General features: G+C 63.4%; 23 protein-coding genes. 13 read left to right on the top strand and 10 right to left on the bottom strand.

From position 1 onward, the window contains the following. Window positions 1–75: 75 nt before the first annotated feature. Complete coding sequence (locus NTU39_RS22815; protein WP_257958634.1) at window positions 76–897, bottom strand: NAD(P)H-dependent oxidoreductase; 822 nt, start codon at window positions 895–897, stop codon at window positions 76–78. A gap of 121 nt (window positions 898–1,018) precedes the next feature. On the opposite strand from NTU39_RS22815, the gene NTU39_RS22810 reads away from it, so the two are divergent. Continuing rightward, entirely contained in the window at window positions 1,019–1,912 is an 894-nt protein-coding gene (locus tag NTU39_RS22810) for a LysR family transcriptional regulator (RefSeq protein ID WP_217426158.1), read from the top strand. Between the two features lie 3 nt (window positions 1,913–1,915). On the opposite strand, the gene zapE is transcribed toward NTU39_RS22810, so the two are convergent. Continuing rightward, window positions 1,916–2,962, bottom strand: coding sequence for a cell division protein ZapE (gene zapE, locus NTU39_RS22805; RefSeq protein ID WP_150664553.1), 1,047 nt, complete (start codon window positions 2,960–2,962; stop codon window positions 1,916–1,918). A gap of 332 nt (window positions 2,963–3,294) precedes the next feature. Here zapE and NTU39_RS22795 point away from each other — a divergent pair, with 332 nt between their 5' ends. Then, complete coding sequence (locus tag NTU39_RS22795; protein WP_150664552.1) at window positions 3,295–3,831, top strand: glyoxalase superfamily protein; 537 nt, start codon at window positions 3,295–3,297, stop codon at window positions 3,829–3,831. A gap of 15 nt (window positions 3,832–3,846) precedes the next feature. Then, window positions 3,847–4,707: an arylamine N-acetyltransferase family protein gene (locus tag NTU39_RS22790; protein ID WP_257958633.1), complete on the top strand. Its 861-nt coding sequence runs from the start codon at window positions 3,847–3,849 to the stop codon at window positions 4,705–4,707. An 83-nt stretch (window positions 4,708–4,790) separates the two neighbouring features. Here the strand turns inward: NTU39_RS22790 and NTU39_RS22785 are convergent, their stop codons facing one another. After that, window positions 4,791–6,029: an MFS transporter gene (locus NTU39_RS22785; protein ID WP_150664550.1), complete on the bottom strand. Its 1,239-nt coding sequence runs from the start codon at window positions 6,027–6,029 to the stop codon at window positions 4,791–4,793. Between the two features lie 98 nt (window positions 6,030–6,127). On the opposite strand from NTU39_RS22785, the gene NTU39_RS22780 reads away from it, so the two are divergent. Continuing rightward, a complete protein-coding gene (locus NTU39_RS22780) occupies window positions 6,128–7,105 on the top strand; it encodes a LysR family transcriptional regulator (protein WP_257958632.1) in 978 nt (325 codons plus the stop codon). Between the two features lie 10 nt (window positions 7,106–7,115). On the opposite strand, the gene NTU39_RS22775 is transcribed toward NTU39_RS22780, so the two are convergent. Further along, window positions 7,116–8,060 carry a LysR family transcriptional regulator gene (locus tag NTU39_RS22775; RefSeq protein WP_257958631.1) on the bottom strand — a complete coding sequence of 315 codons (945 nt, stop codon included), beginning with the start codon at window positions 8,058–8,060 and terminating at the stop codon, window positions 7,116–7,118. A gap of 196 nt (window positions 8,061–8,256) precedes the next feature. On the opposite strand from NTU39_RS22775, the gene NTU39_RS22770 reads away from it, so the two are divergent. The 7 genes from NTU39_RS22770 (at window position 8,257) to NTU39_RS22740 (ending at window position 15,207) form a co-directional block, all read left to right on the top strand. Further along, window positions 8,257–9,495 carry an ABC transporter substrate-binding protein gene (locus NTU39_RS22770; RefSeq protein ID WP_257958630.1) on the top strand — a complete coding sequence of 413 codons (1,239 nt, stop codon included), beginning with the start codon at window positions 8,257–8,259 and terminating at the stop codon, window positions 9,493–9,495. Window positions 9,496–9,572: 77 nt separating this feature from the next. Beyond that, the gene (locus NTU39_RS22765; RefSeq protein ID WP_150664548.1) at window positions 9,573–11,072 is read left to right on the top strand and encodes a CoA-acylating methylmalonate-semialdehyde dehydrogenase; all 1,500 of its coding nucleotides are present in this window, start codon (window positions 9,573–9,575) and stop codon (window positions 11,070–11,072) included. A 31-nt stretch (window positions 11,073–11,103) separates the two neighbouring features. Then, window positions 11,104–12,033, top strand: a complete 930-nt coding sequence (gene mmsB, locus NTU39_RS22760; protein ID WP_150664547.1) for a 3-hydroxyisobutyrate dehydrogenase — start codon at window positions 11,104–11,106, stop codon at window positions 12,031–12,033. 217 nt (window positions 12,034–12,250) lie between these two features. Then, complete coding sequence (locus NTU39_RS22755; protein WP_150664546.1) at window positions 12,251–13,162, top strand: bestrophin family protein; 912 nt, start codon at window positions 12,251–12,253, stop codon at window positions 13,160–13,162. 111 nt (window positions 13,163–13,273) lie between these two features. Continuing rightward, the gene (locus NTU39_RS22750) at window positions 13,274–13,630 is read left to right on the top strand and encodes an ArsR/SmtB family transcription factor (protein WP_039401336.1); all 357 of its coding nucleotides are present in this window, start codon (window positions 13,274–13,276) and stop codon (window positions 13,628–13,630) included. Continuing rightward, on the top strand, window positions 13,614–14,561 hold the full coding sequence (locus NTU39_RS22745; RefSeq protein ID WP_150664545.1) for an SRPBCC family protein: 948 nt from the start codon (window positions 13,614–13,616) through the stop codon (window positions 14,559–14,561). Before NTU39_RS22750 ends, NTU39_RS22745 begins: the two co-directional genes overlap by 17 nt. A 235-nt stretch (window positions 14,562–14,796) precedes the next feature. Further along, entirely contained in the window at window positions 14,797–15,207 is a 411-nt protein-coding gene (locus NTU39_RS22740) for a DUF4148 domain-containing protein (protein WP_174984668.1), read from the top strand. 122 nt (window positions 15,208–15,329) lie between these two features. Here NTU39_RS22740 and NTU39_RS22735 read toward each other — a convergent pair whose 3' ends face one another. Beyond that, window positions 15,330–16,232 carry a ferritin-like domain-containing protein gene (locus NTU39_RS22735; RefSeq protein WP_257958629.1) on the bottom strand — a complete coding sequence of 301 codons (903 nt, stop codon included), beginning with the start codon at window positions 16,230–16,232 and terminating at the stop codon, window positions 15,330–15,332. A gap of 123 nt (window positions 16,233–16,355) precedes the next feature. Next, window positions 16,356–17,678 carry a TIGR00366 family protein gene (locus NTU39_RS22730; RefSeq protein WP_150664542.1) on the bottom strand — a complete coding sequence of 441 codons (1,323 nt, stop codon included), beginning with the start codon at window positions 17,676–17,678 and terminating at the stop codon, window positions 16,356–16,358. Between the two features lie 270 nt (window positions 17,679–17,948). Here NTU39_RS22730 and NTU39_RS22725 point away from each other — a divergent pair, with 270 nt between their 5' ends. Beyond that, entirely contained in the window at window positions 17,949–18,374 is a 426-nt protein-coding gene (locus NTU39_RS22725; protein ID WP_052252296.1) for a hypothetical protein, read from the top strand. Window positions 18,375–18,460: 86 nt separating this feature from the next. Here the strand turns inward: NTU39_RS22725 and kefC are convergent, their stop codons facing one another. Continuing rightward, window positions 18,461–20,386, bottom strand: a complete 1,926-nt coding sequence (kefC, locus tag NTU39_RS22720) for a glutathione-regulated potassium-efflux system protein KefC (RefSeq protein ID WP_246184577.1) — start codon at window positions 20,384–20,386, stop codon at window positions 18,461–18,463. Next, complete coding sequence (kefF, locus tag NTU39_RS22715) at window positions 20,386–21,105, bottom strand: glutathione-regulated potassium-efflux system oxidoreductase KefF (protein ID WP_257958628.1); 720 nt, start codon at window positions 21,103–21,105, stop codon at window positions 20,386–20,388. Before kefF ends, kefC begins: the two co-directional genes overlap by 1 nt. 288 nt (window positions 21,106–21,393) lie before the next feature. Between kefF and NTU39_RS22710 the strand changes: the two genes are divergently transcribed. Then, window positions 21,394–21,687, top strand: coding sequence for a hypothetical protein (locus tag NTU39_RS22710; protein WP_039392996.1), 294 nt, complete (start codon window positions 21,394–21,396; stop codon window positions 21,685–21,687). An 86-nt stretch (window positions 21,688–21,773) separates the two neighbouring features. On the opposite strand, the gene NTU39_RS22705 is transcribed toward NTU39_RS22710, so the two are convergent. Both NTU39_RS22705 and bcaP read right to left on the bottom strand, forming a co-directional pair. Beyond that, the gene (locus NTU39_RS22705; protein WP_039392993.1) at window positions 21,774–22,241 is read right to left on the bottom strand and encodes a cupin domain-containing protein; all 468 of its coding nucleotides are present in this window, start codon (window positions 22,239–22,241) and stop codon (window positions 21,774–21,776) included. A gap of 173 nt (window positions 22,242–22,414) precedes the next feature. Next, window positions 22,415–23,809, bottom strand: coding sequence for a branched-chain amino acid transporter BcaP (gene bcaP / locus NTU39_RS22700; RefSeq protein WP_257958627.1), 1,395 nt, complete (start codon window positions 23,807–23,809; stop codon window positions 22,415–22,417). Window positions 23,810–24,476 lie beyond the last annotated feature (667 nt).

Here is a 24,476-nt window from a genome sequence, read left to right as displayed (position 1 = left end):
CGGCACCGGTAACGGAACGGAGCCGCCAGTCTTGCAGATCGCGCGTCGGGCGGCAAGCGGGTCGTGACGCGGCCCTTATGCGACGTGAGCGACGTGAGCGACGTGAGCGACGTGAGCGACGTGAGCGACGTGCGCAGCGTATCCCGTCAGGCCGGTGGCGACCTCGTCCTTGAGCGTCAGCGCAGGAATCTCGTAGTCGCCGTAGTTCTGGCGACGGTACGGGATCGGCGCTGTCGTCGCGAGCGTGTCCAGACGCTTGCCCAAATCGCGCGTGATCGCGGCGAAAGCTTCGGCATCGACCCGCGACGAGCGGAACGTCACGAACGGTGGCAGTACGTCGAAGCCCGGGTAGAAGAGCATGCCGTGCTGAATCGGGAACAAGATGTCGTCGATGGGCCCGTTGATGCCGCGCGCGCTGTAATGCGAGTCCCAGCCGCCGGTCGTCACCAGGAGCATGGCGCGCTTGCCCGACAGCGAGCCTTCGCCGTAACGGTCGCCCCAGTGCGCGTTCGAATGCTCGCCCACGCCATAGGCGAAGCCATATGCATACACGCGGTCGAACCAGCCCTTCATGATTGCGGGCATGGAGAACCACCACAACGGGAACTGGAAGATCACCGTATCGGCCCAGCGAAGCTTCTCCTGCTCGCGGGCGATGTCGGCGCGCTGCGTGCCGTCGAGGAACGCCTGCTTCGAGTCGAGCGACGCGTGAAACGGCTCAGCCGGATCGCGTTGCGGTGCATCCGCCTCATCGATGGTGGTCTTCCACTGCATCGCGTACAAATCCGAGACTTGCACATGATGCCCCGCGGCTTCCAGATGCTGCACGGCGAAGTCGCGCAGCGCGCCGTTGAGCGAGCGCGGTTGGGGATGGGCGTAGACGATCAGAACATTCATTTTCAGACTCCGTGGTCTTGCGGCGTATTCGATGCCATCGCTTCATTCGGATGGGGATGAATGCAGCTTAGAGACGCACAAGGTATATTGGAAATGAATTCCTGATATGGCAGGTATAACGATGGTTAATTTGCGACGTCTCGATCTGAATCTGCTCGTCACGCTCGACGTACTGTTGGCCGAGCTGAACGTCACACGTGCGGCCGAGCGGTTGCACATCTCCCAGCCAGCGGTGAGCGTGCACCTCGCGAAGCTGCGCGACGTGTTGGAAGACCCGTTGTTGCTGCCGGGGCCGCGCGGCATGCGGCCGACGGCTCGGGCGGAGTCGCTGCGCGAACCCTTGCGCGAAGCGCTCGAATCGCTCACGCGCGCCGTGGCCCCGGCGGCACCGTTCGAACCGGCGAATGCCGATCTGACGTGGCGCATCACCGCGACCGATTACACCGAATCGACGATTGTCCTGCCGCTCATGCAGCAGTTACGCTCGCAAGCGCCGAAGACGCGCCTGGCGGTCTACGATCTGGTCCCGTCGCGGTTGTCGCGTCAGGCGGAGCAGGGCAACATCGATGTTGTTTTTCACACGACGGAGAACGCGCCGGACGGCTTGCGTCGCAAGGCGCTATTCACGGAGCGTTACGTGCTGGTGGGACGGCGGGGGCATCCGAAGTTGAAGCGTCGCCCGACGCTCAAGCAGTTCTGCGAACTCGATCACAGCATCGTCTCGCAGGACGGCGGCGGCTTTCATGCCAGCACCGACGACGCGCTTGCCACGATGGGCCTGTCGCGACGTGTCGTCTTCTCCGTGCCGCACTTTCTGTTTCTGCGCGCGGCGCTTGCGAGCACCGATCTCGTCGCGATGGCGCCGGAGCGTCTCGTGCGCGACGATCCCGCGCTGCAACTCATGGCCCCGCCCATCGATCTGCCCGGCTTCGAGATCTCGATGTACTGGCATGAGCGCGTGCATCGCGACCCGGCGCATCGCTGGCTACGGGAAACCATCGCCAGCGTGGTGTGACGTTCAGCGATCGGGCGTCAGCGTGCGTCGCTCGTAGTCCCGCGAACCCATCTCCGCGAGACGGCTGATCGTGCGTGACAGATCGCGCCAGTCGCTCAGTGCGTCGAGTGCGGGGATCAGCGGCGCATCGGACGCGATCAGCAGCGTTCGCTGACGGTCGTAGCAAATGTCGACGAGCCAGAGAAAGCGTTGCAACGTGTCGGGGCGGCGCAACTGCTCGACGTGCAGTTCATCGACGATCAGCGCATGCCACTGTTCGGCAAGACTGAGGTAGTCCAGATGCGAGCGGTGGGCCACGCACAGCGCCTCGAAGTCGGCCCACACCACGCGCTCGCCTGCGCTGCGCACCGCCAGGGCGCGACCGGCCACCGTGACGTTTGACGGGGCGATTGCGGGGCGGCCCTCCAGCGCTTCGTAACACGCTGGCAGGACCTCATGTGCGGCTTCCAGCGGCGCGAGCCAGCGCGGCATCGACGCCGCGTCGCCTCCCATCCGGTAGTCCGTTGCGCCGTCGAAATGGACGATGGCGAAGCGCCGAAGAATCACGGCGACGGTCGGCTCGAAACGCTCGTGAAACTCGGGGTCGGGCAACAACTGGGCGGGGGCGTAGTTCGACGTCAGCACCAGTCGCACGCCGCGTGCGAGCGCGATGTCGAGAAAGCGTCCGATGAGGAAGGCGTCGGCAATGTCGTGGACGTGGAATTCGTCGAAACACAGCAGCTCGACGCCATCGAGCCAGCGATTGGCCACAGCCGCGAGCCGGTCGTCGCACTTCGGCTCGCGCACAAGTTGACGGTGGATGTCGCGCAGAAATTCGTGAAAGTGCACTCGGCGCTTCTCGCCATCGGCGACGGCGAAGGCGGCATCCACGACAAGGCTTTTACCGCGTCCGGGCAAGCCGTAGCAATAGACGCCGTCATGCGTTGCCGCCCCACGGGGCGCGCCCGGTGGCGAGAGGCTCGCGAGCACGGCGATGGCGTCGCGTTGACGACGGTCGGGGGTGATGTGGCGCTCGGCCAGCGCTTGCGTAATACGCGCGGCGTCGATCATGGACGCAGGACTCCGGAAGGCTAAGGCCGATGCATGGGGATCATGCGCCCGGCCGACGAGCGCCACTATACCGGCGCGCTGCATGGCAGGCCAATACGGAATTCCGGGCGCCGCCATCGCATTTCGGCATCGCCGTGGCGGTGGTCTTCGGCGGCCTGCGATTGCTGCTAGAATTGCCGCACGGCCGATGCTGCCTGCCGCTCGCACCCGATCAGGGGACGGTGAAAGCATCGCAGGTATCGCATGTCCGTCCCGTTCTCCGGGCGACGCGCATCAGCAACGCGAGCACTGATCGAATGCGTCGCCATTGAACGCTATCAAGGATGGCCAACATGCGAACCTATCTCGACGCCAAAATCATGGCCAAGTCCCTGCGCGAACGGCTCGCGCGCGAGGGCATCGACATCTCCCACGCACAGGCACTCGAATCCGTCGCCGCACAGTTCGGCTTTGCGGACTGGAACGTGCTCGCCGCCAAAGTGAGCGCTGCTGCGGTCAGTGACGGCATCGTGTTCGACACCGTCGCGCCGATTCACCGGATCTTCGACGAAGCGAAAGCGCGCGAATTCTACGTCGACTTCCTCGGCTTCAGGCTCGATTGGGAGCATCGCTTCGCCGACGGTATGCCGCTGTACTGTCAGGTCTCGCGTGCGGGCATGACGCTGCACCTGTCCGGTCACTTCGGCGATGCCAGCCCGGGGGCGACGACGTTCGTCTTCATGCGCGGGGTCGAAGCCTATCAGCGCGACTTGTCGGGCAAGCGTTATCCCAATATGAATCCCGGTATCGAAGCACTCGACTGGGGCAAGCAGATGACGGTGACGGACCCATTCAATAACCGCATTCGCTTCTGCGAATCGAACGACTGACAGAGGAAGGCCGGTATGTCCCAAGATTTCGATCCTGCGCGTTATTTCCGGCGCATCGGTTATACCGGCCCCCGCGAAGCCACGCTCGATGTGCTGCGTGCGGTGCACTCGCTGCATCCGCTCGCGATTCCCTTCGAGAACATCGATCCGATGCGAGGCAAAGCGGTGAATGTGGATCTGCCGTCGGTCGTCGCCAAGCTGGTCGACAGCCAACGCGGCGGTTACTGCTTCGAGCAGAACGCGCTGTTCGCGAGTGCGCTTAAGTACCTCGGGTTCGACGTCACGCCACTGATCGGACGCGTCTGCTGGGGCCGCACCTTCGAAGCAGAAGCACCGCTCACGCACATGCTGCTGCGCATCGAACTCGACGGCGAATCGTGGTTGGCGGATGTGGGTTTCGGCTCGGTTACGCTGACAGCGCCGTTGCGTCTGAATGCGTCGGGCGAGCAGGCCACGCCGCTCGAAATCTTCAATCTGACGCCGGTGCCGACGAGCGACGGTCATACCGTCGGCGAATATCGTCTGAGCGTGAAGTCGGCGCAGACGTGGCTGCCGACCTATCGGTTCGCGCCGCGCCCCGCCGAGTGGATCGATTACAAGCTCGGGAACTGGTACACGTCGAGCGCGCCGGACTCGATCTTCACGAATCACCTCATGGCTTGCCGCGTGTTGCCGCAGGGACGTCTCGCATTGCTCGATACCAAACTTGTTGAGCGCGGTCCGAAGGGCGATGTGATCGCCGAGACGAAGATCGATTCGGCGTCGCAACTGGTCGACGCGCTGGCCGGACGCTTCGGCCTCAATCTGGCCGACGTCGATACCGACGAGTTGTTCGCGCGAGTGCTCGCGGGTGCCGCCAAAGCAGTCGTACGCTGAACATCCGAAGCACAAAGAAGAAGGGCCTTGCAGACCGACCGTCTGCAAGGCCCTTCTTTCATCCATCCTTCAATACACGCGCATTAGTGTGCCGACGTCGTGCCCGGCCACATCCGCACAGCCAGCGCACCGAGCGCGGACAGCATGGCGAGCGATGAGACGCCCGTCCAGCCCCAATGCGCCAGCGCCTGCGAGCCGAGCACCGAACCGAGCGACATGCCGATGAACACACAGACGAACAGCACGGCGTTCAGACGGCTGCGGGCAGGGGGTTCGATCCCGTACACGATGGTCTGATGCGAAATCAGGGCGACCTGCACGCCGAGGTCGAAGCCGATGGCACCCAGACCGATCAGCCACAGTTGCGCATGCGGGCTCAACAGCGGGGCGAACAGCATCGCGGCGAACGACACGGCCACAAGGCCTGCGCCGAGACGCGTCACGATCTGCGGGCCCTTCTTGTCAGCAATACGACCGGCAATCGGTGCACCGAGCGCACCCGCAGCACCGGCCAGACCGAACGCACCGGCGGCGGCCGCGCCCAGATGGAACGGCGCCTCATGCAGCATCACGGCCAGCGTCGACCAGAACGCGCTGAAGCCGACCGACAGCAAGCCCTGTGCGAAGGCTGCCCGGCGCAGTGCCGGGTGACGACGCCAGAGACTCGCGACCGAGCCGATCAGTTGACGGTACGACATCTGCGTCGTCGGATGGAACGACGGGAGGCTGCGCCACGCGACCACACCGAAGCCCGCCACGCTGATGGCCGCGACCACATACATCGCCCGCCATCCGAAATTCTGCGCGACGAAGCCCGACACCACGCGGGACAGCAAAATCCCGAGCAGCAGGCCGGTCATCACGGTGCCGACGACGCGTCCCCGGATCGATTCGGGAGCGAGCGTGGCGGCCGCAGGCACGATGTCCTGCGCCATCGTCGCCGTCAGACCGATGGCGAGACTCGCGACGAGCAAGGTGCCGATGCCTGGCGCAAAGGCCGCCAGCAGCAAGGCCAGCGTCAGGATCGCGCCCTTGACGAGTACGATACGGCGGCGGTCGATGATGTCGCCCATCGGCACGAGCAGCAAAATGCCAAGGGCGTAACCGAGTTGGGTGAGCGTCGGCACCCATCCCACGGTCGTGTTGGCCGCGTGGATGTCGTCGGTCATGATGCCGAGCATCGGTTGTGCGTAGTACAGCGAGGCGACGGTCAGGCCTGTGCCCGTTGCCAGCAACAGAATCAGTCGTGCGGACAGCTCCGGCTGCGGCCGGGGCGTGGCACGGCTCGCGTCGGGGGCGTTCGAAATTTGCGCGGAACTCATTGCTTGAGGCTCCAGTAGGAAGGTACGGGGCGTAGTGTCTCGCTTGGTGCGGTGCAGCGGTAGACCTATAATCCGTACAACCTTTATACGTGTGACGTATGACAGAGCCCCTCGATCCCTCATCCTCCGCATCGCCTTCGGCCCTCCGACCCGGTGGCGCCGACCGCGTCGAACTGATGCAGACCTTCGTGCGCATCGTCGAATCCGGCAGCCTGTCGGCGGCGGCGGCCCAGCTCGGCACCACGCAGCCGACCGTCAGCCGACGGCTGCAAATGCTGGAACGCTCGCTGGGCCTGCGGCTGCTTCAGCGCTCGACCCATCGCATGAAGCTCACCGAAGACGGCGAGCGTTGTTTTGCGCGTGCGAAGGAGCTTGTGACCAGTTGGGAGGCGTTCGAGGCCGATCTGCGCGGCACCGGGGCCGAGCCGGAGGGGACGCTGCGCGTGCTTGTGCCGCACGCGTTCGGGCAGGACATGATGATCGGGCCGCTGGCCGACTTTCTCGATCGCTATACCGGGATGAAGGTGCACTGGTTCTTGCAGGATCGCGAGCCGAACTTCATTGCCGAGGGCATCGATTGCGCGATTCACGTGGGCGAATTGCAGGACCCGTCGAACGTCGCCATCCTGCTGACCGACGTGCCGCGCATCGTCGTGGCGTCGCCCGACTTGCTTCGGGGACGTCCGATGCCCGAACAACCTTCGGAGCTGACGGCGTTTCCATGGCTCGCGCTCACCACGTTTTACCGGACCGACATCACGCTGACGCATCGCGAGACGCACGAGAGCGAGCGCATCACATTCGACCCGCGCATGAGTACCGACAATCTGTTTGCGTTGCGCAGTGCCGCATTGCGCGGTCTGGGGGTGGGCGTGGCGTCGGCCTGGGTGATGGCCGAAGACATCGCGCAGGGACGTCTGATTCAGCTCGTGCCGAAATGGCGCTCGACGCCGCTGCCGATGTATCTCTTGTACCCGTACGCGAAGTATTACCCCGCGCGTCTGCGCCGTTTCGTCGAAGCGATGCGCATCGCGATTCCCACGGTGATCGAGGAAGAGCAGCGCAAGATTCGCTAAGCGCGCGGCGTCAGGTCAGCAGCAACTGCCCGGCCTTGCCTTGCAACAGGGCGTCGTTGCGCTGGGCGGCGTCGCGCAGGTAATCCCACAGCACCGTAATGCGTTTGAGCGTGCGTAATTCTTCGTGGCAGTAGATCCAGAAGCTGCGCGTGACGACAACGTCGTCGACCAGCAGCGGCACGAGTCGCGGATCCTGCGCCGCCATGAAGCACGGCAGAACGGCCAGCGCTTCGCCCTGCAACGCCGCCTGATATTGCGCAATGACGCTCGTGCTGCGCAGCACGACGTTGCACCCGGGCACGATGTCTTCCAGATAGCGCAACTCGTTGCTGAACGAGAGTTCGTCCACGTAGCTGATGAAGCGACGCCCCGTGAGGTCGGCGAACGTCGATACGTCGCCGTATTGCGCGAGATAGCCGGGCGTGGCGTACAACTGCAAACGGTAGTCGCACAGCTTGCTGCACACATACGGTCCGCGTTGCGGGCGCTCGATGGTAATCGCCAGATCGGCTTCGCGCTTGGAGAGGCTGACGAATCGCGGCACCGGCAAGACGTCGAAGTCGATGGCGGGGTATTCGCGCTGAAAGCGTGAGAGCACGGGCGTGACGAAGTACGTGCCGAACGCTTCCGTCGACCCGATGCGCACGTGTCCCGAGAGCGTTTGTCCAAGCCCCGCGACCTGTTCGCAGGCCGATTGCAGCGCCGTCTCCATCTGCTCTGCATGCACCAGCAACTGCTGGCCTTCGGGCGTGAGCGCGAAGCCTGCGTTGCGCGACTTGTCGAACAGCAGCGTGCCGAGCGCCTGCTCCAGCGCACGCACCCGTCGCGACACCGTCGTGTGGTCGACACCCAGCCGAAGCGCAGCCGCACTCACGCGCTGCGTGCGCGCCACTTCCAGAAAGTACCGAAGGTCGTCCCAGTCGGGACGCGGTTCCGCACCCGATGCCCCGGGCATGCCGGTTGACCGTGCCGTTCTCGTCGCGCCGCTGTGCGCCATACCTCCGCTCCTGTGTGAAGTCGCTATGTGCATTTCTGCACAAAGTAGATGCAGATTTTCGCTATGTAAAGCAAATTCGCACAAATACAATTTATGAGCGCCACGCATAGACGTCGGCGACGAAAGCATAAAAGACCTGAAGGAGACAAAAGCGATGAAGATCAAGCCGTGGCTGCTCGCGCTGGGACTCGGTGCGGGCTTGGGATTGTCGTCAGCCGGAACGTTTGCGCAGTTGCCGGACCGGCCCGTCAAGGTGGGCGTACTCACCGATATGTCGGGCACGTATTCGGCGATGGGCGGAGCGGGGTCGGTCGTGGCCGCACAAATGGCCATCGACGACTGTCTGGCCGCCGAATGTAAAGGGATGAAGGTCGAACTGGTGTCGGCCGACAACCAGAACAAAGCGGATGTCGCCGCCAATAAGGCGCGCGAATGGTTCGATCGCGACAACGTCGACGCGATTGCCGATCTGACGAACTCTGCGGCGGCGCTCGCCGTGCAGAAGCTCGCGATGGACAAGCAGCGTGTCGTCTTGTTCTCCGGACCCGCCACCACGCGCCTGACCAACGAAGACTGCTCGCCCACGGGCTTCCACTGGATGTTCGACACGTACTCACAGTCGGCCGCCACCGCCCGCGCAGTGGTCGGTGATGGCGGCAAGTCCTGGTACTTCATCACCGTCGACTACGCCTTCGGGCACTCGCTGGAAAAGGACGCCGCCGATATCGTGAAGACGCTCGGCGGCACGGTTGTGGGCCAGTCGCGACACCCGCTCAATGCGTCTGATTACGCGTCGTTCCTGTTGCAGGCGCAAAGCTCGAAGGCGCAGGTCGTGGCACTCGCCAACGGCGGGCAGGACACCGTCAACGTGCTCAAGCAGGCACGCGAATTCGGCATCGTGCAGCGCGGACAGAAGCTCGCCGCATTGCTGGTGTTTCTGTCGGACGTTCACGCCCTCGGCCTCAATACGGCACAAGGGCTGATGTTTACCGACGGCTTCTATTGGGACTTCGACGACGCCTCGCGCAAGTGGTCCGACCGCTTCCAGAAGAAGTACAAGAATCTGAAGCCGACGATGGTGCAGGCCGGTGTGTATTCGAGCGTGCTGCATTACCTGCGCTCGGTCGCGGCGGCAAAGAGTGTTGACGCGAAGGTGGTTGCGCAAAAGATGCGTGAATTGCCGATTCGCGATCCGATCATGCACAACGCGTCGATTCGTCCGGACGGACGCGTGATTCACGACATGTATCTGTTTCGCGTGAAGTCGCCCGCCGAGTCCAACGGCCCGTGGGATTACTACACTAAAGTGGCCACCGTCCCCGCGACGGAAGCCTTCCAGCCGCTGTCGAAATCGACCTGTTCGCTCGTGAAGACGAACACGGCAGCGAAGTAACCGACATCGGGCCGTCACCCGACGGCCCTCAACCCTTACCCGAATCCCTGCATTCGTTTCGATCTGGAGAGCGTGTCATGTCCCTACCCACCATTCCGCTGCTCATCGACGGCAAGCGTGTTGAATCGAAGACGTCGCAATGGCGCGACGTCGTGAACCCTGCCACGCAGGAAGTCGTCGCGCGCGTGCCGTTCGCCACGACCGAAGAACTCGATGCGGCTGTGGCTTCCGCCAAGGCAGCCTATAAGGGCTGGCGCAACACGTCGCAAGCCAATCGCATGCGCGTGATGCTGCGCTTTCAGCAACTGCTGCGCGATCACACGGGCGAGCTCGCCGAACTGATTACGCGTGAACATGGCAAGACGCTGCCCGACGCCGAAGGCGAAGTCGGACGCGGTCTCGAAGTCGTGGAACACGCCTGCTCGATCGCGTCGCTGCAACTCGGCGAGTACGCGCAGAACGCGGCCGGTGGTGTCGACGTCTATACGCTCATCGAACCGCTCGGGGTGTGTGCGGGCATTACCGCGTTCAACTTCCCGGTGATGCTGCCGTGCTTCATGTTCCCGCTGGCCGTCGCCACGGGCAATACGTTCGTGCTGAAGCCTTCGGAACAAGACCCGAGCGCGTCGCTGCGTCTCGCCGAACTCGCACTCGAAGCCGGTCTGCCGCCGGGTGTGCTTAACGTCGTGCATGGTGGCCCGGACATCGCGAACGCGATCTGCGATCACCCGGATATCAAGGCTGTGTCGTTCATCGGCTCGACGCATGTCGGCACGCACATCTATCGTCGTGCATCGGAAGCGGGCAAGCGCTGTCAAGCGATGATGGGCGCAAAGAATCACTGCGTGATCCTGCCGGACGCGGATCGCGAGCAAGCCATCAACCATCTGCTCGGCGCGGCCTTCGGCGCGGCAGGGCAGCGTTGTATGGCGACGTCGGTGGCGGTGCTTGTGGGCGAAGCCCGCGAGTGGGTGCCGGAGCTGGTCGAGCGCGCGCGTGCGCTCAAGGTCGGACCGGGCACGGATCGTAAGGCGGACGTTGGACCGCTCGTCTCGAAGCAGGCCCGTGCGCGTGTGGAGAAACTGATCGGCGCGGGGGCGGAAGAGGGGGCAAAGCTGCTGCTCGACGGGCGCGGTCACTCGGTCAAGGAAGCACCTGACGGCAACTTCGTCGGCCCGACCATCTTCGACGGCGTGACGGCCGAGATGTCGATCTACCGCGAGGAAATCTTCGGGCCGGTGCTGTGCATGGCCGGGGCCGAGACGCTCGACGAAGCCATTGCCTTCGTCAACGCGAACCCCAACGGTAACGGCGTGGCGCTGTTCACGCAGGACGGCGGTGCGGCGCGTCAGTTCCAGAATGAAATCGACGTCGGTCAGGTCGGCATCAACCTGCCGATTCCGGTGCCGGTCGCGTGGTTCAGCTTCACCGGTTCGCGTGCGTCGAAGCTCGGCGATCTCGGCCCGAACGGCAAGCAAGCCATCTTGTTCTGGACGCAGACGAAGACCGTCACTGCACGCTGGCAGGCGCGCGGCACCGGCCCGTCAGGTGTGAACACCACGATCACGCTGAAGTAACGCGCCCTTCCACGGATTTCGGAGACAGACGATGGCTACGGAAACTCAACAAGGGACGCTGCGCGTGGCGTTCATCGGGCTGGGCAACATGGGCGGTCCGATGGCGGCGAATCTGGTCAAGGCCGGACATGCCGTGCGCGGCTTCGACCTGTCCGGCGAAGCGGTGGAGCGACTTGCAGCGGCCGGTGGCCGCCCGGCGAAATCGATTGCCGATGCGGTGCGCGACGCGCAGGTCGTCATCACCATGTTGCCTGCGGGCGAGCATGTGCTTGCGGCGTACGACGGCCCGCAAGGGGTGCTGGCGAATGCTGCACCGGACGCCGTGCTGATCGACAGCAGCACGGTGCCGCCGGAGATTCCCCGTCAACTGGCGAAGCTTGCGCGGCCCGGCACGTTGCTGCTCGACGCACCGGTTTCGGGCGGTACGGCCGGTGCGGCGGCGGGCACGCTGACGTTCATGGTCGGCGGCGATGCGGCGCTTGTCGAGCGCATGCGGCCGCTGCTGGGCAACATGGGACGCGCAATCCACCACGGCGGCCCGCTCGGCGCAGGGCAGACGCTCAAGCTGTGCAACAACATGTTGCTGGGCATTCTGATGGCGGGCACGAGCGAGGCGCTGCGACTGGGCATTGCGAACGGTCTCGACCCTAAGGTGCTCTCGGCCGTGATGCAGCAAAGCTCCGGACGCAACTGGACGCTGGAAGTGTATAACCCCTGCCCGGGCGTGATGGAGAATGCAGCGTCCTCGCGCGGCTACACCGGCGGTTTCGCGACCGATCTGATGGCGAAGGACTTGCGTCTCGCGCACGGTGCGGCCGAGTCGAGCGAGGTAGCGACGCCGCTGGGCGATCTCGCGCGCCGTATCTTCGAAGTGCATCGTGCGAACGGTCATGGCGGGCTCGATTTTTCGAGCATCTTCCAGGACCCGGTCACGCTGGCGCAGGCGCTGAACGTGAAGTAAACGCCGCTGCGTCGCACGGCGCAAGACGAATGGCAAGAATGGCGAACGCCTGTCGGCCTTACGGTTGACGGGCGTTTGTCATTGCGACGATTTGACGCGCCTGACCCACGGCACGAGGTTCGGAGATTTCAATGACGCGAATATCGGCGTATCATCCGGCCCCAACGGCTACCCCCACAGCCAGTTTCTCAGCGCTTGCGAGCGCCCATTCGTCATCATGATCGTCCGTCCCAATCTGCATTGGCTGCGCATGCTATTCGTCGTGCGCGGCTCGATCTTGCCCAAGATCGCCCCGCAGCTCATTTTCACCACGATCATTTCGATTGTCGTCACGCTGGCGCACGGGCGCATCTTCGAATGGAAGATCCCGCTCACGTTCATCCCGTTCTCGCTGATCGGTATTACGCTCGCGATCTTTCTCGGTTTCCGCAACACCACCAGCTACGCCCGCTATTGGGAAGCCCGTGTGCTCTGGGGCAGTGTGCTCAACGAGACGCGGGCGCTGTCCCGTCAGTCGATGACGCTTGTGTCGGATACCTCCGATTCGCCGCGCTTCGTCGCCTATCTCATTGCCTTCGTGCATGGAATGCGTCACCAACTGCGCGGCACGGACCCGCGCGCCGACTTCGAGCGCCTGCTCGATAAGGAAGACGTGGCGTGCCTCAAGCGCAAGCAGTTCAAGCCGATCACTATTTTGCTGATGGCGGGCGAGTGGCTGCGCGAGCGCCGCATGCGCGGGCAGATCGAAGCACCGCTGGCGCAGGTCATGGAGATGCATCTGGACCGCCTCGGCGAAGCCATCGGCGGCTGCGAGCGCATTGCCACCACGCCGATTCCGTTCACGTACGGCGTGATTCTGCACCGCGTGACGTATCTCTACAGCCTGCTGCTGCCGTTCGGGCTGGTCGACTCCATCGGTCCGATGACGCCCGTGATCGTCGCCTTCATCTCGTACACGTTCTTTGCGCTTGAAGCGGTGAGCGCCGAGATCGAGGAGCCGTTCGGTCTGGAAGCGAACGATCTGGCGCTCGACGCCATGTCCGAGACCATCGAGCAATCGCTGCGGGAAATCCTGCATCGTCAGCACACGGCGCAAGTGCGGGCGCGCGAGCATCACATCATCACCTGAACCGTCTGAGTCCTCGGCGGCCGGGAGATGGAGCGGGTCGCCGAAGCCTTTCCCGAAAAATTTAATACTAAAGTCCTTGCTTTAGTATTTATCGCGACTATACTCAAGCACATGCTTGACCATGACAACACCCTCGATCTGACTTTTCAGGCACTGGCCGACGCCTCTCGCCGAGCGATGCTCGTGCGTCTGGCGCAGGGGCCAGCGTCGGTGAGCGCGCTTGCGCAGCCCTTGTCGATGTCGTTGCAGGCGGTCATGCAGCACCTGTCCGTGCTGGAGAGCGCGGGGCTGGTGCGAACGGAAAAGGCGGGACGTGTGCGCACGTGCCGGATCGAACCTCAGGCGCTGAGCCTTGCAGAGCGATGGATCAACCAGCGCCGTCACGAGTGGGAGGGCCACCTCGACCGATTGGGCGAGTATCTGGCCAGCCTGCCGCCCGAAGGAGACCTTCATGACGACAGCAAGTGAAGCAAAAGCGAGCGCACAAGCGCGTCCGCTCACCGTTAGCCGGACGTACGCTGTAGCGCGCGACGTGGTGTTCAGTGCGTGGACCTCGACCGAGGCCGTCAAGCGCTGGTTCTGCCCAACCGGTTACACGGTGCCCGAAGCGAAGATCGACGCTCGCGAGGGCGGCGCTTTCGATCTGCGGATGCAGTCGCCCGAAGGCGAATCGCACTGGATTCGCGGGCGCTTCGTAGAAGTCGATGCACCGAAGCGTCTGGTCATCGACATGAAAGTGACGGACGAGAAGGGACATGCGTTGTTCAGCGCGCTCACCACGGCGAGCTTTGTCGATGTGGCGCAAGGCACGCAGCTCGACGTCGAGCAACGCTATACGGTGCTCGACCCCGCCTTCGCATGGATGCCGGAAGGCGCGGGGCAGGGCTGGACGCAAACGCTGGACAAGCTGGGACGCGAGGTCATGAAGGAAGCCGAAGCACCGACGCAACGCAGTGTCGTGCATTCGACGTTTCGTCTCGAACGCCAGTACCCGGCATCGCCCGCCCGTGTGTTCCGCGCACTGGCGGAGCGCGAGGCCAAGGATCGATGGTTTGCGCGAAGCGACGGCCTGACGCTGATCGAGCGATCGATGGATGTTCGTCCGGGTGGCCGTGAGACGGCGAAGGCTCGGTGGACGAGCGGCATGGTGTCGACTTTCGATGCGCTCTACTACGATGTGGTCCCCGACACGCGTCTCGTCTACGTGTACGAAATGCATCTGGATACGCGCAAGATTTCGGTGTCGCTCGCGACCATCGACATCAAGGCTCGCGATGGCGGTACCCATCTCGTCATGACCGAGCAAGGCGCATTTCTGGACGGTTACGATGACGCAGGATCCCGTGAGCGCGGGACCAATTCGCTGCTCGACGCCCTCGGCGCATCGCTCACCGACTGAGTCTTCACCCCCACCTTTCTCACCGCTTGCGACGCCGCTGCTCGCCGGGTCTTACCGGACGCAGCGGCGTTTCTATTTTTCTATCGCACCGAAGTGGTGCATTAATTCTCATCAAAAGACGCAATAGTTCCTCGACAAATATCGCGTTTTTCATTGCAAGCGCGAGTTCTAGACTTCTCTCCATCGACGGCGCAATTCAAAACAAAGTCGTCGCAACATGACAGGAGTTAGGAAAATGAACCGCAAGAACATCGCAATCGCCCTTATCGCCGCTGTGGCCTCCCTTGGTGCTGTTGCTAGCAACGCTGCCGAAAACGGCAACAACTACCCCGAAATCGCTTCGCAAGGCCAGCCGCTCACGCGTGCCGCCGTGCAAGCCGATCTGGCTCAGGCTCGCGCCAACGGCCTGATCCCGCAAGGCGATGCCGACTATCCGGTGTACGTCGCTTCGGGTGAGAGCAAGACCCGCGCCGAAGTGAAGACGGAATTGGCGCAAGCCCGCACTGAAGGCCTGATGGCACAAAACGACCAGGACTACCCGGTCGCCGCCGTCGCCCAAAGCTCGAGCGTGTCGCGCGCCGACGTCAAGCAAGAGCTGGCCCGTGCCCGCGCTGCTGGCCAACTGGACGAGTTCCAAGGCAGCTGATCGCCGCGCGGCTGATATCGCCGCAGCAGTAGAAAGTTAAAAAGCCGTCCCGGGTGTGATGCCCGGGACGGCTTTTTTTGTTTTTGCGATCCGTTGCCGACCGCCAATGATGACGGTGTTCGTCAGGCCTTCATGAAGCGCAGCGTGATGCGGGCGAGCCTCGGCACGAGCGTCGGGCGCAGCAGACGCTTGTCGTAGCCGTTCATGCGTCGCGCATCTTCTTCCAGACAAAGCAGGATCAGATCGCGCGGCTTCAGCCCTTCACCGATGTCGGCGGTACTTGTCGCCGGGAAGTTGATATCGCGTGCGACGCCGTCGGTGTCGATACCGCGCGCGATCGCAATGCGATCCCAGATCAGCGTGACCCAGACGGCCGCGACCCGCGCGTAAAACCACGGACGCTTCCAGAACGGCAGCGTGCGCCGGTACCAGGCCACCCAGTTCGCGAAAAAGAGAATGTGGCGCGCCTCCTCCTGAATCACCGGTTCGAACGTCTCGACCAGTGCTTCGGGAAAATAGCCGGAGCGCTGTGCCGAGCGGAACAGACCGAAGGCCACGAAGCTGTCGATGCACTCGCTGAAGCCGGTCTTCATCCACGCCCATTCGGCGTCTTTCGGCGGCGGATAAGGGGGCTCGGCGGCGAGTTCGATGCCATAGGCTTCGACAAGTTTGGAGAGCACGACCTTGTGACGCGCCTCTTCCTCGCCGTCCATGACGAGGGCTTCGCGCAGCAGCGAGTCCTGAATCGTGGCAGCGTAAGTGGCGACGCGAATCGATGCGCGTCCTTCCGTCTGCACGGCGATGTCCCAGATGGGCAGCGCGGTCAGACGCCTGAGGGCGTCGGGCGGCAGCTTCGGCCACTCGATGACGGACGGCTTGTAGGGGTTGTGAGACTCCAGCAGCATGCGGCAGAACATGCGTTTATGGGAGTCCGAACCAATTTTCACGGGGCCGTCGACATCGTATTGCCAATGCCGCATGACATGGTCGGCCTGCGCTACGGCAGCCGCTAACGTGTCGGACATCTGGTCGGGATATCGCATTCGGTATGGGGTCTGTCGGCGTCGACAAAAATCATATCACCAAGCGCCATGCGCGCGCCGTGCAGACCGTCTTGTGGATAGTCCGCACAGCGCCGACGGAACCCGTCAGAACAGATACATCCCCGCGATGAAGATGGCGCCCGAGAACAGCAGCGCCGTCACGCAGTAGCCCATGATGTCGCGCACGCCGAGCCCGGCGATGGCGAGCGCGGGCAGTGCCCAGAACGGTTGCGCCATGTTCGTCCAGGCTTCGCCGTACGCGATGGCCATGGCCGCCTTGCCGAGATCGGCATGCAGCGCCTGTGCGGCAGGCATGACGAACGGCCCCTGCACCACCCAGTGACCGCCACCCGATGGGACGGCGAAGTTGATCACGGCCGAGCTGAGGAAGGCGAGCAGCGGGAACGTGTGGACGTTGGCGATCTCGATGAACCAGTTGGTGATGACACCGGCGAGTCCCGAGTGATCCATCGTCGCCTGAATGCCAGCGTAGAACGGGAACTGAATCATGATGCCCGACGCGCCGCGTGCAGCGTTCGCCACGGCACGCGCATAAGCCATCGGCGTGCGATGCAACAGAATGCCGATGCCGAGGAACGCAATGTTCACGGTGTCGATATCGAGCGTAAAGCCCTTCGTGACGGTGCGCAGCACCAGATACGCGGCAATCAGCACGAACACAAGCAGCGACAGCAGACGGCTTTCTTCGAGCTTTTCGGCAAGCGTGGCGTTCGGGCCGAGTACGCGTTCATGCGTCGGTTCGTCGACCAGCAACTTCGGATCGACGGATACGACTTCGTTCGGACGCGGCATCATCGCGCGCGCCAGCAGCGGCAACATCACGATCAGGCCGATGGTGATAAAGGCGTTATAGCCGGTAAACAGCGTCTGCGAGACGGGAATCAGGCCGACGACTTTTTCCATCGGATTGCCATGCGTTGCGGCCACGAGCGGCACGGAGCCTGAAAGACCGCCGTGCCACGTCAGAAAGCCCATGTAGGCACACGCGACGAGCAAACGGTAATCGGTGCCTTTCACGCGACGCGCCACTTCACGCGCGAACATCGCGCCGAGTACAAGGCCGAAGCCCCAGTTGATAGCACAAGCGACACCGGCAAGCAGTGCCACCATCATCGTGGCCTGCGCGGGGGAGCGGGCCGAACCGGCGAGTGCGGCCATCGCGCGCTTCATCGGCGCGGAGCTGGCGAGGGCGTGACCCGTCACGAGAATCATCGCCATCTGCATGGAGAACGCGAGCAGATTCCAGAAGCCCGAGCCCCAGAGGAGCACGAGATCGCCCGGCGTCTTGGGGGTGAAGCCGAGGGCGAGGGCAAACGTTATAACGGTGAGGAAGATGGCGAAGATGAGCGGATCGGGCAAAAAGCGGTGCACGACCTGCGTGAAAAAACGGGAAATACCTTTGACCACGACTGTCTCTTCCTTTTTGTTAATTTGTTAACCTATTTCTAGCCGTGCATTGTGTCATCGGCTCGAGGCCACGGCATGACGTAAAACTGCGTAATGACAATGCGGCGAACGTTGTGGCAGGAAGGCCAGTGCAGCGATTGAAATATTTGGTAATTGTTGCGGCGCGTGCAACGCAGGTATTCGCGCGACGCGCTATATCGCGTGCGCAGACATGACTAGACTGTAGAGCCGCTGTCGCAGTTTTCGCAGCTACCTTGCAATGGACTCAACATGTCGCTGACCCTTGAGCAACTCTTTCCGCAGCATCGTCCCGAAGGTGAAGCCGTGGCTACGGCTCTCGATAGTCACGCTGTCGTACAGGCGTTGTCGCTCGCCGTTGCCGACCATCCGCTTGCCCTGCTGCGCATGATGTACCCGGCCACCGACGCGAACACGCACCGCAGCCGCGACGAACTCACGGAAGTGCTGCACCGTCACGGCCTGCATCAGGTCGCCGGGTTGATCGAAGAAGAATCGCCGTATCTGATGTTCACGTCGGCCGAGCACGCGCATCTCACGCTCGTGGAAATCCGCCGCTACTCGGCGGCCATCGCCGTGCATCTGTATTACCGTGGGCTCGCCGGTGTGGAAGCGGAAACGCGTCTGCGCGCCGACGCCCGTGTGCCTGCCGACGGCCACTTCAAGCCGTTCGACTGATTGTTCGGTTGATTGGCAGGATGGGGATGCACGCTATCGACGCGATAGCGTGCGTTCGGGAAGGGAGGGTCTCGACGAGAGATCGCTCAGGCGTGAGGTTTGTCGCCCGCGCGCGATGTCCCGGTGCGATCCGTAGACGTTGAAGTGTCGGCGCTGGCTGGCTCCGGCGTCTTTTCGGGGGCGCTGTCGCCGTCCCAACCAAACGTGACCTGTCGCTGCGCGCGACGCGTCGCACGCTCGCGCGCCATCTGCTCTTCGAACTGACGACGCCCTTCCTTCGCGGTGGCGATCATCTTGTTGCGATCCTGGTAGGAGGGATACATTTCGTCCGTCAACTGCAAATTGGCGCGTCTGAACGCCATCGTCGCTTCACGGGCTTCGGACGCTGGCCACCCCAATGTTTCCAGCACCGAGCGCGCGCTGCGCAGCGACGACTCGAAGACTTCCCGCTCGATGTGCTTCACGCCACGCTCGCGCAACTGGAACAAGTGTCCGACGTTGCGCGCTCTGGCGATGACGGGCACGTCGGGGAAATGCTCGCGCATCAGATCGGCGATTTCGAGCGACTGATCGATATCGTCCACTGCGATGACCACAGCACGCGCGTTGGCCACGCCCGCAATGCGTAGCAGATCGAGACGCGTGGCATCGCCGTAGAACACGCGAAAGCCGAACTGACGCAGACTCTCGATGGTGTCCGGGTCGTGATCCAGCACGGTGACCGACACGCCTTGCGGAATCAGCGTGCGGCCGACGATCTGACCGTACCGTCCGAAGCCGCAGATCACCACATTCGCCGACTGCGGCTCCGAGATCTCCTCCATGCGCGGGGACCCCTTCACGCTATAACGCGGCAGCAACCACTTGTCGATGGCCACGAGCAGCAGCGGCGAGAGCAACATCGATAGCGCGACGGCACCGATCAGGAACGACGATACCGCAGGTGGCAGCACCTGCGGACCGGCCGACTGGAACACCACGAAGGCGAATTCACCGCCTTGCGCGAGCAACAGTGTGAAGATCGGACGCTCCTGATACGGCAACTGCATCAGACGCGACAGACTGTAGATCGCGAGTCCCTTGAGCGCCATGAAGCCGATCACGACGGCGAGCATGCGCAGCGGTTGAGCCATCAGCACGCCAAAGTCGATGCTCATGCCCACGGCGATGAAGAACAACCCCAGCAGCAATCCCTTGAACGGCTCGATGTCGGTTTCGAGTTCGCGACGGTACTCGCTTTCCGCGAGCAGCACGCCTGCGAGGAAGGCGCCGAGCGCCATCGACAGGCCGACCAGTTGCATCAGCGTCGCAATGGCGACGACCAGTAACAAAGCCGCCGCCGTGAAGATTTCCGGCGTCTTGCTATTGGCAATCCAGCGCAGCAGCGGACGCAATGCGAGACGGCCGCCGAGAATGATGGCGGCAATCACGCCGACGATCTTCAGGGCTTCGAGCGCGCGCTCCGTACCCGTCAACGCGTGGCTGTCGACTGAATCGGCGAGCAGCGGCAGCAACGCGAGAATCGGAATCGCGGCGACGTCCTGGAACAGCAAAATCGAAAAGCCCGCCTGACCGCTGGCAGTAGCGAGCATGTTGCGCTCGGCCATCACCTGCAAGGCGATGGCGGTGGACGACAGTGCGAGACCGAGCGCGGCGACGAGGGCGATGCGCCACGGCGCGCCGAGCGCGACGCCCGCTGCAAACAGCAACACGGCGCACCCGATGACCTGCGCCGAGCCCCAGCCGAAGATCGGCCGTCGCAAGCTCCACAGGCGACGCGGTTCCAGTTCGAGGCCGACGAGGAACAGCATCAGCACCACGCCGAATTCGGCAAAGTGCAGGACATCTTCCACACGCGAGACGAGGCCGAGGCCCCACGGGCCGATGGCGATCCCGGCGGCGAGGTAGCCGATGATCGCGCCGAGACCGAGCGCACGGGACAGCGGCACGACGATGACGGCCGCCGCCAGATAGATGAGACTGGCGAGCAACCAGGACGGCACATGTTCCATCAGGCGGCCCTCCCGGGAGCGGTGTCGGTGGTGTTCTGTGTGTTGTCGCTCGCAGCGCAGCGCGGCCGATCCGTCGACGGGATCACCTGACATTCGTCGGCGTCCGCCATCGAGATCAGCTCGGGCCAGTGCGGGTAAGTGGCGAGACGTCCGGCGAATTCGCGCACGTGGGTGTCGAGCGCGGCGGCGTCACAGCGTCGTGCGCCAAAGAGCACGTGCGGCGGCAAAAAGCGCATGCCGCACAGATGCGACGTCTGCTCGTAAGCGGGCAGGAACGCGGAAAACTCGTGCTGGTTGTACCCTTCGGGACGGTAGCTTTCGAGCGGCCCGCCGGTGCTGGCCACGAGCCAGAGGTCCTTGTTGGCGAGTGCGTGGCCGTCCTGACCGTAAGCCCAGCCCCAGGACAGGACTTCGTCGAACCAGAGTTTCTGCAACGGCGGCATGCTGTACCAGTAGATCGGATGCACGAGTACGATCAGGTCGGCGCGCGCCACGCGTTCCTGCTCGGCGGCCACGTCGATGCTGAAGTCGGGATACGTCGAGTAGAGATCGTTGACGTCGACACCTTCGATGCCGCGTGCGGCTTCGAGCAGGCGTCGGTTGACGCGCGAGTCGCGCCAGCGCGGATGCGCCACGATGACGTAGACGGCGCGCTGCGGGGCACCGTCGCGGGTGTCCTGTGCGGCTTGCTGGAGACGGGAGGAGGCGGGGGCTGTCATGCGGGGGAGGATACTCCATTCGTATGACTCCATCCGTATGAAGTACGGCATCACCCGAAGGTGTGGATTCGGCGCGGTAAGATGCACGGCGCACACGCCACAGATGACCGGTGAGCGGCCGATGAGCGGCCGACGATTCGCTAAAGACTCGGCAGCCAGCGCCGTTAGGGATTAAGTGAGGAATTAAAGGCCCGCGATGCGTTTCGATGCGCACTGCGGATCAAAAAACGAATAACAAGACACTTCGCGCAGGCGGTGCAGTCATGCACACGTCAGTGCTTTTCCGACATGTCGCCGCAAGCCTTTCGCAATACCGTCAATCTGATCTATCACGGACGCAACGTGGCGCTCACGCTGCTGCTCGTCGCCTTGCTCTACAACCAGACGTTCTGGGTGTTCGCGAGCGCGGTGGCGGCGGCGCTCTGCACGGGGGCGCTGCATGAGGCGGGTCGCATGCCGCAGGACGAGGAATTGCCGCCGCGTCCGCTCGTCATTCAGATCATCCGCATTTCCGTGCCCCTGTTGCTCACGATGTTTGCACTCGGCTATGGGGCCGTCTGGCTCAATCGCCACTTTGGCTGACCTGTCTGCGCCAACGTTCCCGCACGGGGCGGATGGACACCTCAGTGCCTCCGTGCCCCCATGCGCTCCGTCGGCCTGTCATCCCTTTACTTCACCCACTGAATATCGTTCGGCGCTTGCGGCGGCAGCTTGATGGCCAGCACTTTGAACTCGCCGCTGGTGTTCTGCGACCCGGCATGCACGGTGCCGCGCGGAATTACGATCAGATCGCCCGGGTGCACTTCGCGCTGCTGATCGCCCAGCCAGAAGGTGCCGCTGCCCGAAATCACGTACTGAATTTCATCGGCGTCCTGATGGGTGTGACGCGGCACGTTCCCGCTTTGCACGGCGACGGTGCCGTTTTGCGTGGCCACCAGTGTGCGCGAGCGCAGCGTGCCCACGTTGGGGACGAGCTTGCCGATTTGTTCGTCGGTCATCGCGCCGACGTCGATGATCTGTGGCGTGAGCGCGGCGGGCGGTGCTGCCTGCGCCACGGCGTTCGGCATCAGATGGGAAGAGAGGAAGCCCGCAGCGAATGCGGCAGGCACAGCGGCAAGCAGGACATAACGGCGCATGTTTTGATTCCTTGGCTAAGACGTGTGGTGACGACGGCAAGGGAAAAGCACGGACGAATGAGGCAAAAGAAAGGGCCTCGGGGGCACACCGATGTGTCCCTACGAGGCCCTGTGCCGGACTATACGCCCACTCGCGACGGCGCGCGAGATGGGGAATGTCGGTGTCGCGAGTATTAGCCTTGCTTGTGCAGCAGCGCGTTGCGACGTGCGTAGGTGAAGTAGATCACCATGCCGATGGCGAGCCACACGACGAAGGCGATCCACGTGGTCGCTTGCAAATGCGCCATCAGGAACAGACAGAGACCCACGGAGATGAGCGGCACGACCGGCGCACCCGGCACGCGGAACACGCGCGGCAGGTCGGGGCGCGTACGACGCAGCACGAGCACGGCGACCGACACCAGCGCGAACGCCGACAGGGTGCCGATGTTGATCAGCTCGGCGAGCACGCCCAGCGGCACGAAACCTGCGATCACGGCGAACACCACGCCAATGATCCACGTGCCCGCGAACGGCGTCTTGTGCGTGGGGTGAATGCGCGAGAGCAGCGGCGGCAGCAAGCCGTCGCGAGACATGGCGTAGGTGATGCGCGTCTGACCGTACGTCATCACGAGAATGACGGTGGTCATGCCGAGAATCGCACCCAGATCGACGAAGCCTGCGATCCAGTTCTGTCCGGCATATTGCAGCGCGAGCGACACCGGGTGATCGACACCGGCGAACTGCGCGAACGGCACGATGCCGGTCATGATCGCGGCCACTGCAACATACAGCAGCGTGCAGACGATCAGCGAGCCTATGATGCCGACGGGCAGGTCGCGTCCCGGGTTGCGCACTTCTTCGGCGGCGGACGTGACGGCGTCGAAGCCGATGAAGGCAAAGAACACGAGCGCGGCGGCGTTGAACATGCCGCTGGTGCCGAACGGCATGAACGGTGTCCAGTTGGCCGGTTTGACGTGCCACACGCCCACGGCGATGAACAGCAGAACGACGCCGATCTTGATGGCGACCATCAGGTTGTTGATACGTGCGGACTCGCGCACGCCATACGACAGCACCCACGTGATGAGCAGCATGATCACGACGGCGGGCAGGTTGATGAACGTGCTCACACCGGGCACGCTGCCGGGCGCTGCGGTAATCGCGGCGGGCAGGTGAAGACTGAAGCCGGCGGCAAGCGACTGGAAGTAACCGGACCAGCCGACGGACACGGCGGAGGACGCGAGTCCGTATTCGAGCATCAGATCCCAGCCGATGATCCACGCGACGATTTCACCGAGCGTGGCGTAGCTGTATGTATAGATGGAGCCGGAGACGGGGATGGTGGAAGCGAACTCGGCGTAGCACAGCGCGGCGAAGCCGCAGGCCATCGCGGCGATCATAAACGAGACGGTGAGCGCTGGACCGGCCGTTAGTGCGCCGGTGCCGGTGAGAACGAAGATACCAGTGCCGATGATGGCGCCGATGCCCATGAGGACGAGGTCGACCGGGCCCAGCACTTTCTTGAGATCGCCGGTGCGACCCGCGACCAGCATGTTCTCGATGTTTTTGGTTCGAAAAAGACTCATTGCCTGCAAAAGGTTCCTGCAACGTATGCCCCTGGCGCTCGCGTGGCAAGCACCATCAGGGGAATCTGCGGGAGACGTGTCCCGCAACCTGGCTGCAAAGGGCACCCGGGCTTGTGGCCGCTCGTTCCCATGCGTGGCGGAAAGCCACAGGGTTTGACGAACCACGTCGTTGCACTAGCGCCGCCCGGACACAATGCGCGGGCAATACGGCCGACACCGACGGGCGCGGGTAGCGCGTGTCGTCGGTGGGGCATGGCGATAGGCATGCCACGACGCCGCCGCTCAGGGAGAGGGCACGCCGGGGCGGGACGAACACAATCGAGACTTACTGAGGATCCTGCCGGACTGCCGTGACCGCCACGAAGCTTCGATGCTTCGCTGCGGCACACCGGAGATAGGTCTGCTGAAGGGTCTGCAATGTTGGTGCACGGTGGCGCCGGAAGGCGTCGGTGTGCAAGGGCTCGCTGTCCTGCGGTCCGGCCATCGGCGCCCGTTCGGCACCTCCGCCTGGCCGGAATTGCTCACATTTTAAGCGTTTTTCCCAAAGTGCGTGTAGTTGCTGCTTAATTAGGGGCGGATGGGGTACTGGCCGGGGGGCTCCTCAACACCACATCCCGCTAATACCACCTCGCCTCGGCCAGCCCCCGGGCCGCGGGGGTTGCCGATA

The organism is Pandoraea commovens (genome assembly GCF_024704525.1).
Taxonomy (GTDB): Bacteria; Pseudomonadota; Gammaproteobacteria; order Burkholderiales; family Burkholderiaceae; genus Pandoraea; species Pandoraea commovens.
Note: the sequence above shows the minus strand (reverse complement) of the source record. Positions and strands in the feature narration are given on the sequence as shown.

What these genes read in the sequence shown, in the direction of transcription:
- mmsB (WP_150664547.1), top strand. Translation starts at nt 11,104, where the DNA reads ATGGCTACGGAAACTCAACAAGGGACGCTGCGCGTGGCGTTCATCGGG.
- NTU39_RS22725 (WP_052252296.1), top strand. Translation starts at nt 17,949, where the DNA reads ATGTCGCTGACCCTTGAGCAACTCTTTCCGCAGCATCGTCCCGAAGGT.
- NTU39_RS22740 (WP_174984668.1), top strand. Translation starts at nt 14,797, where the DNA reads ATGAACCGCAAGAACATCGCAATCGCCCTTATCGCCGCTGTGGCCTCC.
- NTU39_RS22780 (WP_257958632.1), top strand. Translation starts at nt 6,128, where the DNA reads ATGACAGAGCCCCTCGATCCCTCATCCTCCGCATCGCCTTCGGCCCTC.
- NTU39_RS22795 (WP_150664552.1), top strand. Translation starts at nt 3,295, where the DNA reads ATGCGAACCTATCTCGACGCCAAAATCATGGCCAAGTCCCTGCGCGAA.
- NTU39_RS22785 (WP_150664550.1), bottom strand. Translation starts at nt 6,029, where the DNA reads ATGAGTTCCGCGCAAATTTCGAACGCCCCCGACGCGAGCCGTGCCACG.
- NTU39_RS22710 (WP_039392996.1), top strand. Translation starts at nt 21,394, where the DNA reads ATGTCGCCGCAAGCCTTTCGCAATACCGTCAATCTGATCTATCACGGA.
- kefC (WP_246184577.1), bottom strand. Translation starts at nt 20,386, where the DNA reads ATGGAACATGTGCCGTCCTGGTTGCTCGCCAGTCTCATCTATCTGGCG.
- NTU39_RS22810 (WP_217426158.1), top strand. Translation starts at nt 1,019, where the DNA reads ATGGTTAATTTGCGACGTCTCGATCTGAATCTGCTCGTCACGCTCGAC.
- NTU39_RS22770 (WP_257958630.1), top strand. Translation starts at nt 8,257, where the DNA reads ATGAAGATCAAGCCGTGGCTGCTCGCGCTGGGACTCGGTGCGGGCTTG.
- NTU39_RS22750 (WP_039401336.1), top strand. Translation starts at nt 13,274, where the DNA reads ATGCTTGACCATGACAACACCCTCGATCTGACTTTTCAGGCACTGGCC.
- NTU39_RS22705 (WP_039392993.1), bottom strand. Translation starts at nt 22,241, where the DNA reads ATGCGCCGTTATGTCCTGCTTGCCGCTGTGCCTGCCGCATTCGCTGCG.
- NTU39_RS22745 (WP_150664545.1), top strand. Translation starts at nt 13,614, where the DNA reads ATGACGACAGCAAGTGAAGCAAAAGCGAGCGCACAAGCGCGTCCGCTC.
- zapE (WP_150664553.1), bottom strand. Translation starts at nt 2,962, where the DNA reads ATGATCGACGCCGCGCGTATTACGCAAGCGCTGGCCGAGCGCCACATC.
- NTU39_RS22735 (WP_257958629.1), bottom strand. Translation starts at nt 16,232, where the DNA reads ATGTCCGACACGTTAGCGGCTGCCGTAGCGCAGGCCGACCATGTCATG.
- NTU39_RS22775 (WP_257958631.1), bottom strand. Translation starts at nt 8,060, where the DNA reads ATGCCCGGGGCATCGGGTGCGGAACCGCGTCCCGACTGGGACGACCTT.
- NTU39_RS22815 (WP_257958634.1), bottom strand. Translation starts at nt 897, where the DNA reads ATGAATGTTCTGATCGTCTACGCCCATCCCCAACCGCGCTCGCTCAAC.
- kefF (WP_257958628.1), bottom strand. Translation starts at nt 21,105, where the DNA reads ATGACAGCCCCCGCCTCCTCCCGTCTCCAGCAAGCCGCACAGGACACC.
- bcaP (WP_257958627.1), bottom strand. Translation starts at nt 23,809, where the DNA reads ATGAGTCTTTTTCGAACCAAAAACATCGAGAACATGCTGGTCGCGGGT.
- NTU39_RS22765 (WP_150664548.1), top strand. Translation starts at nt 9,573, where the DNA reads ATGTCCCTACCCACCATTCCGCTGCTCATCGACGGCAAGCGTGTTGAA.
- NTU39_RS22790 (WP_257958633.1), top strand. Translation starts at nt 3,847, where the DNA reads ATGTCCCAAGATTTCGATCCTGCGCGTTATTTCCGGCGCATCGGTTAT.
- NTU39_RS22755 (WP_150664546.1), top strand. Translation starts at nt 12,251, where the DNA reads ATGATCGTCCGTCCCAATCTGCATTGGCTGCGCATGCTATTCGTCGTG.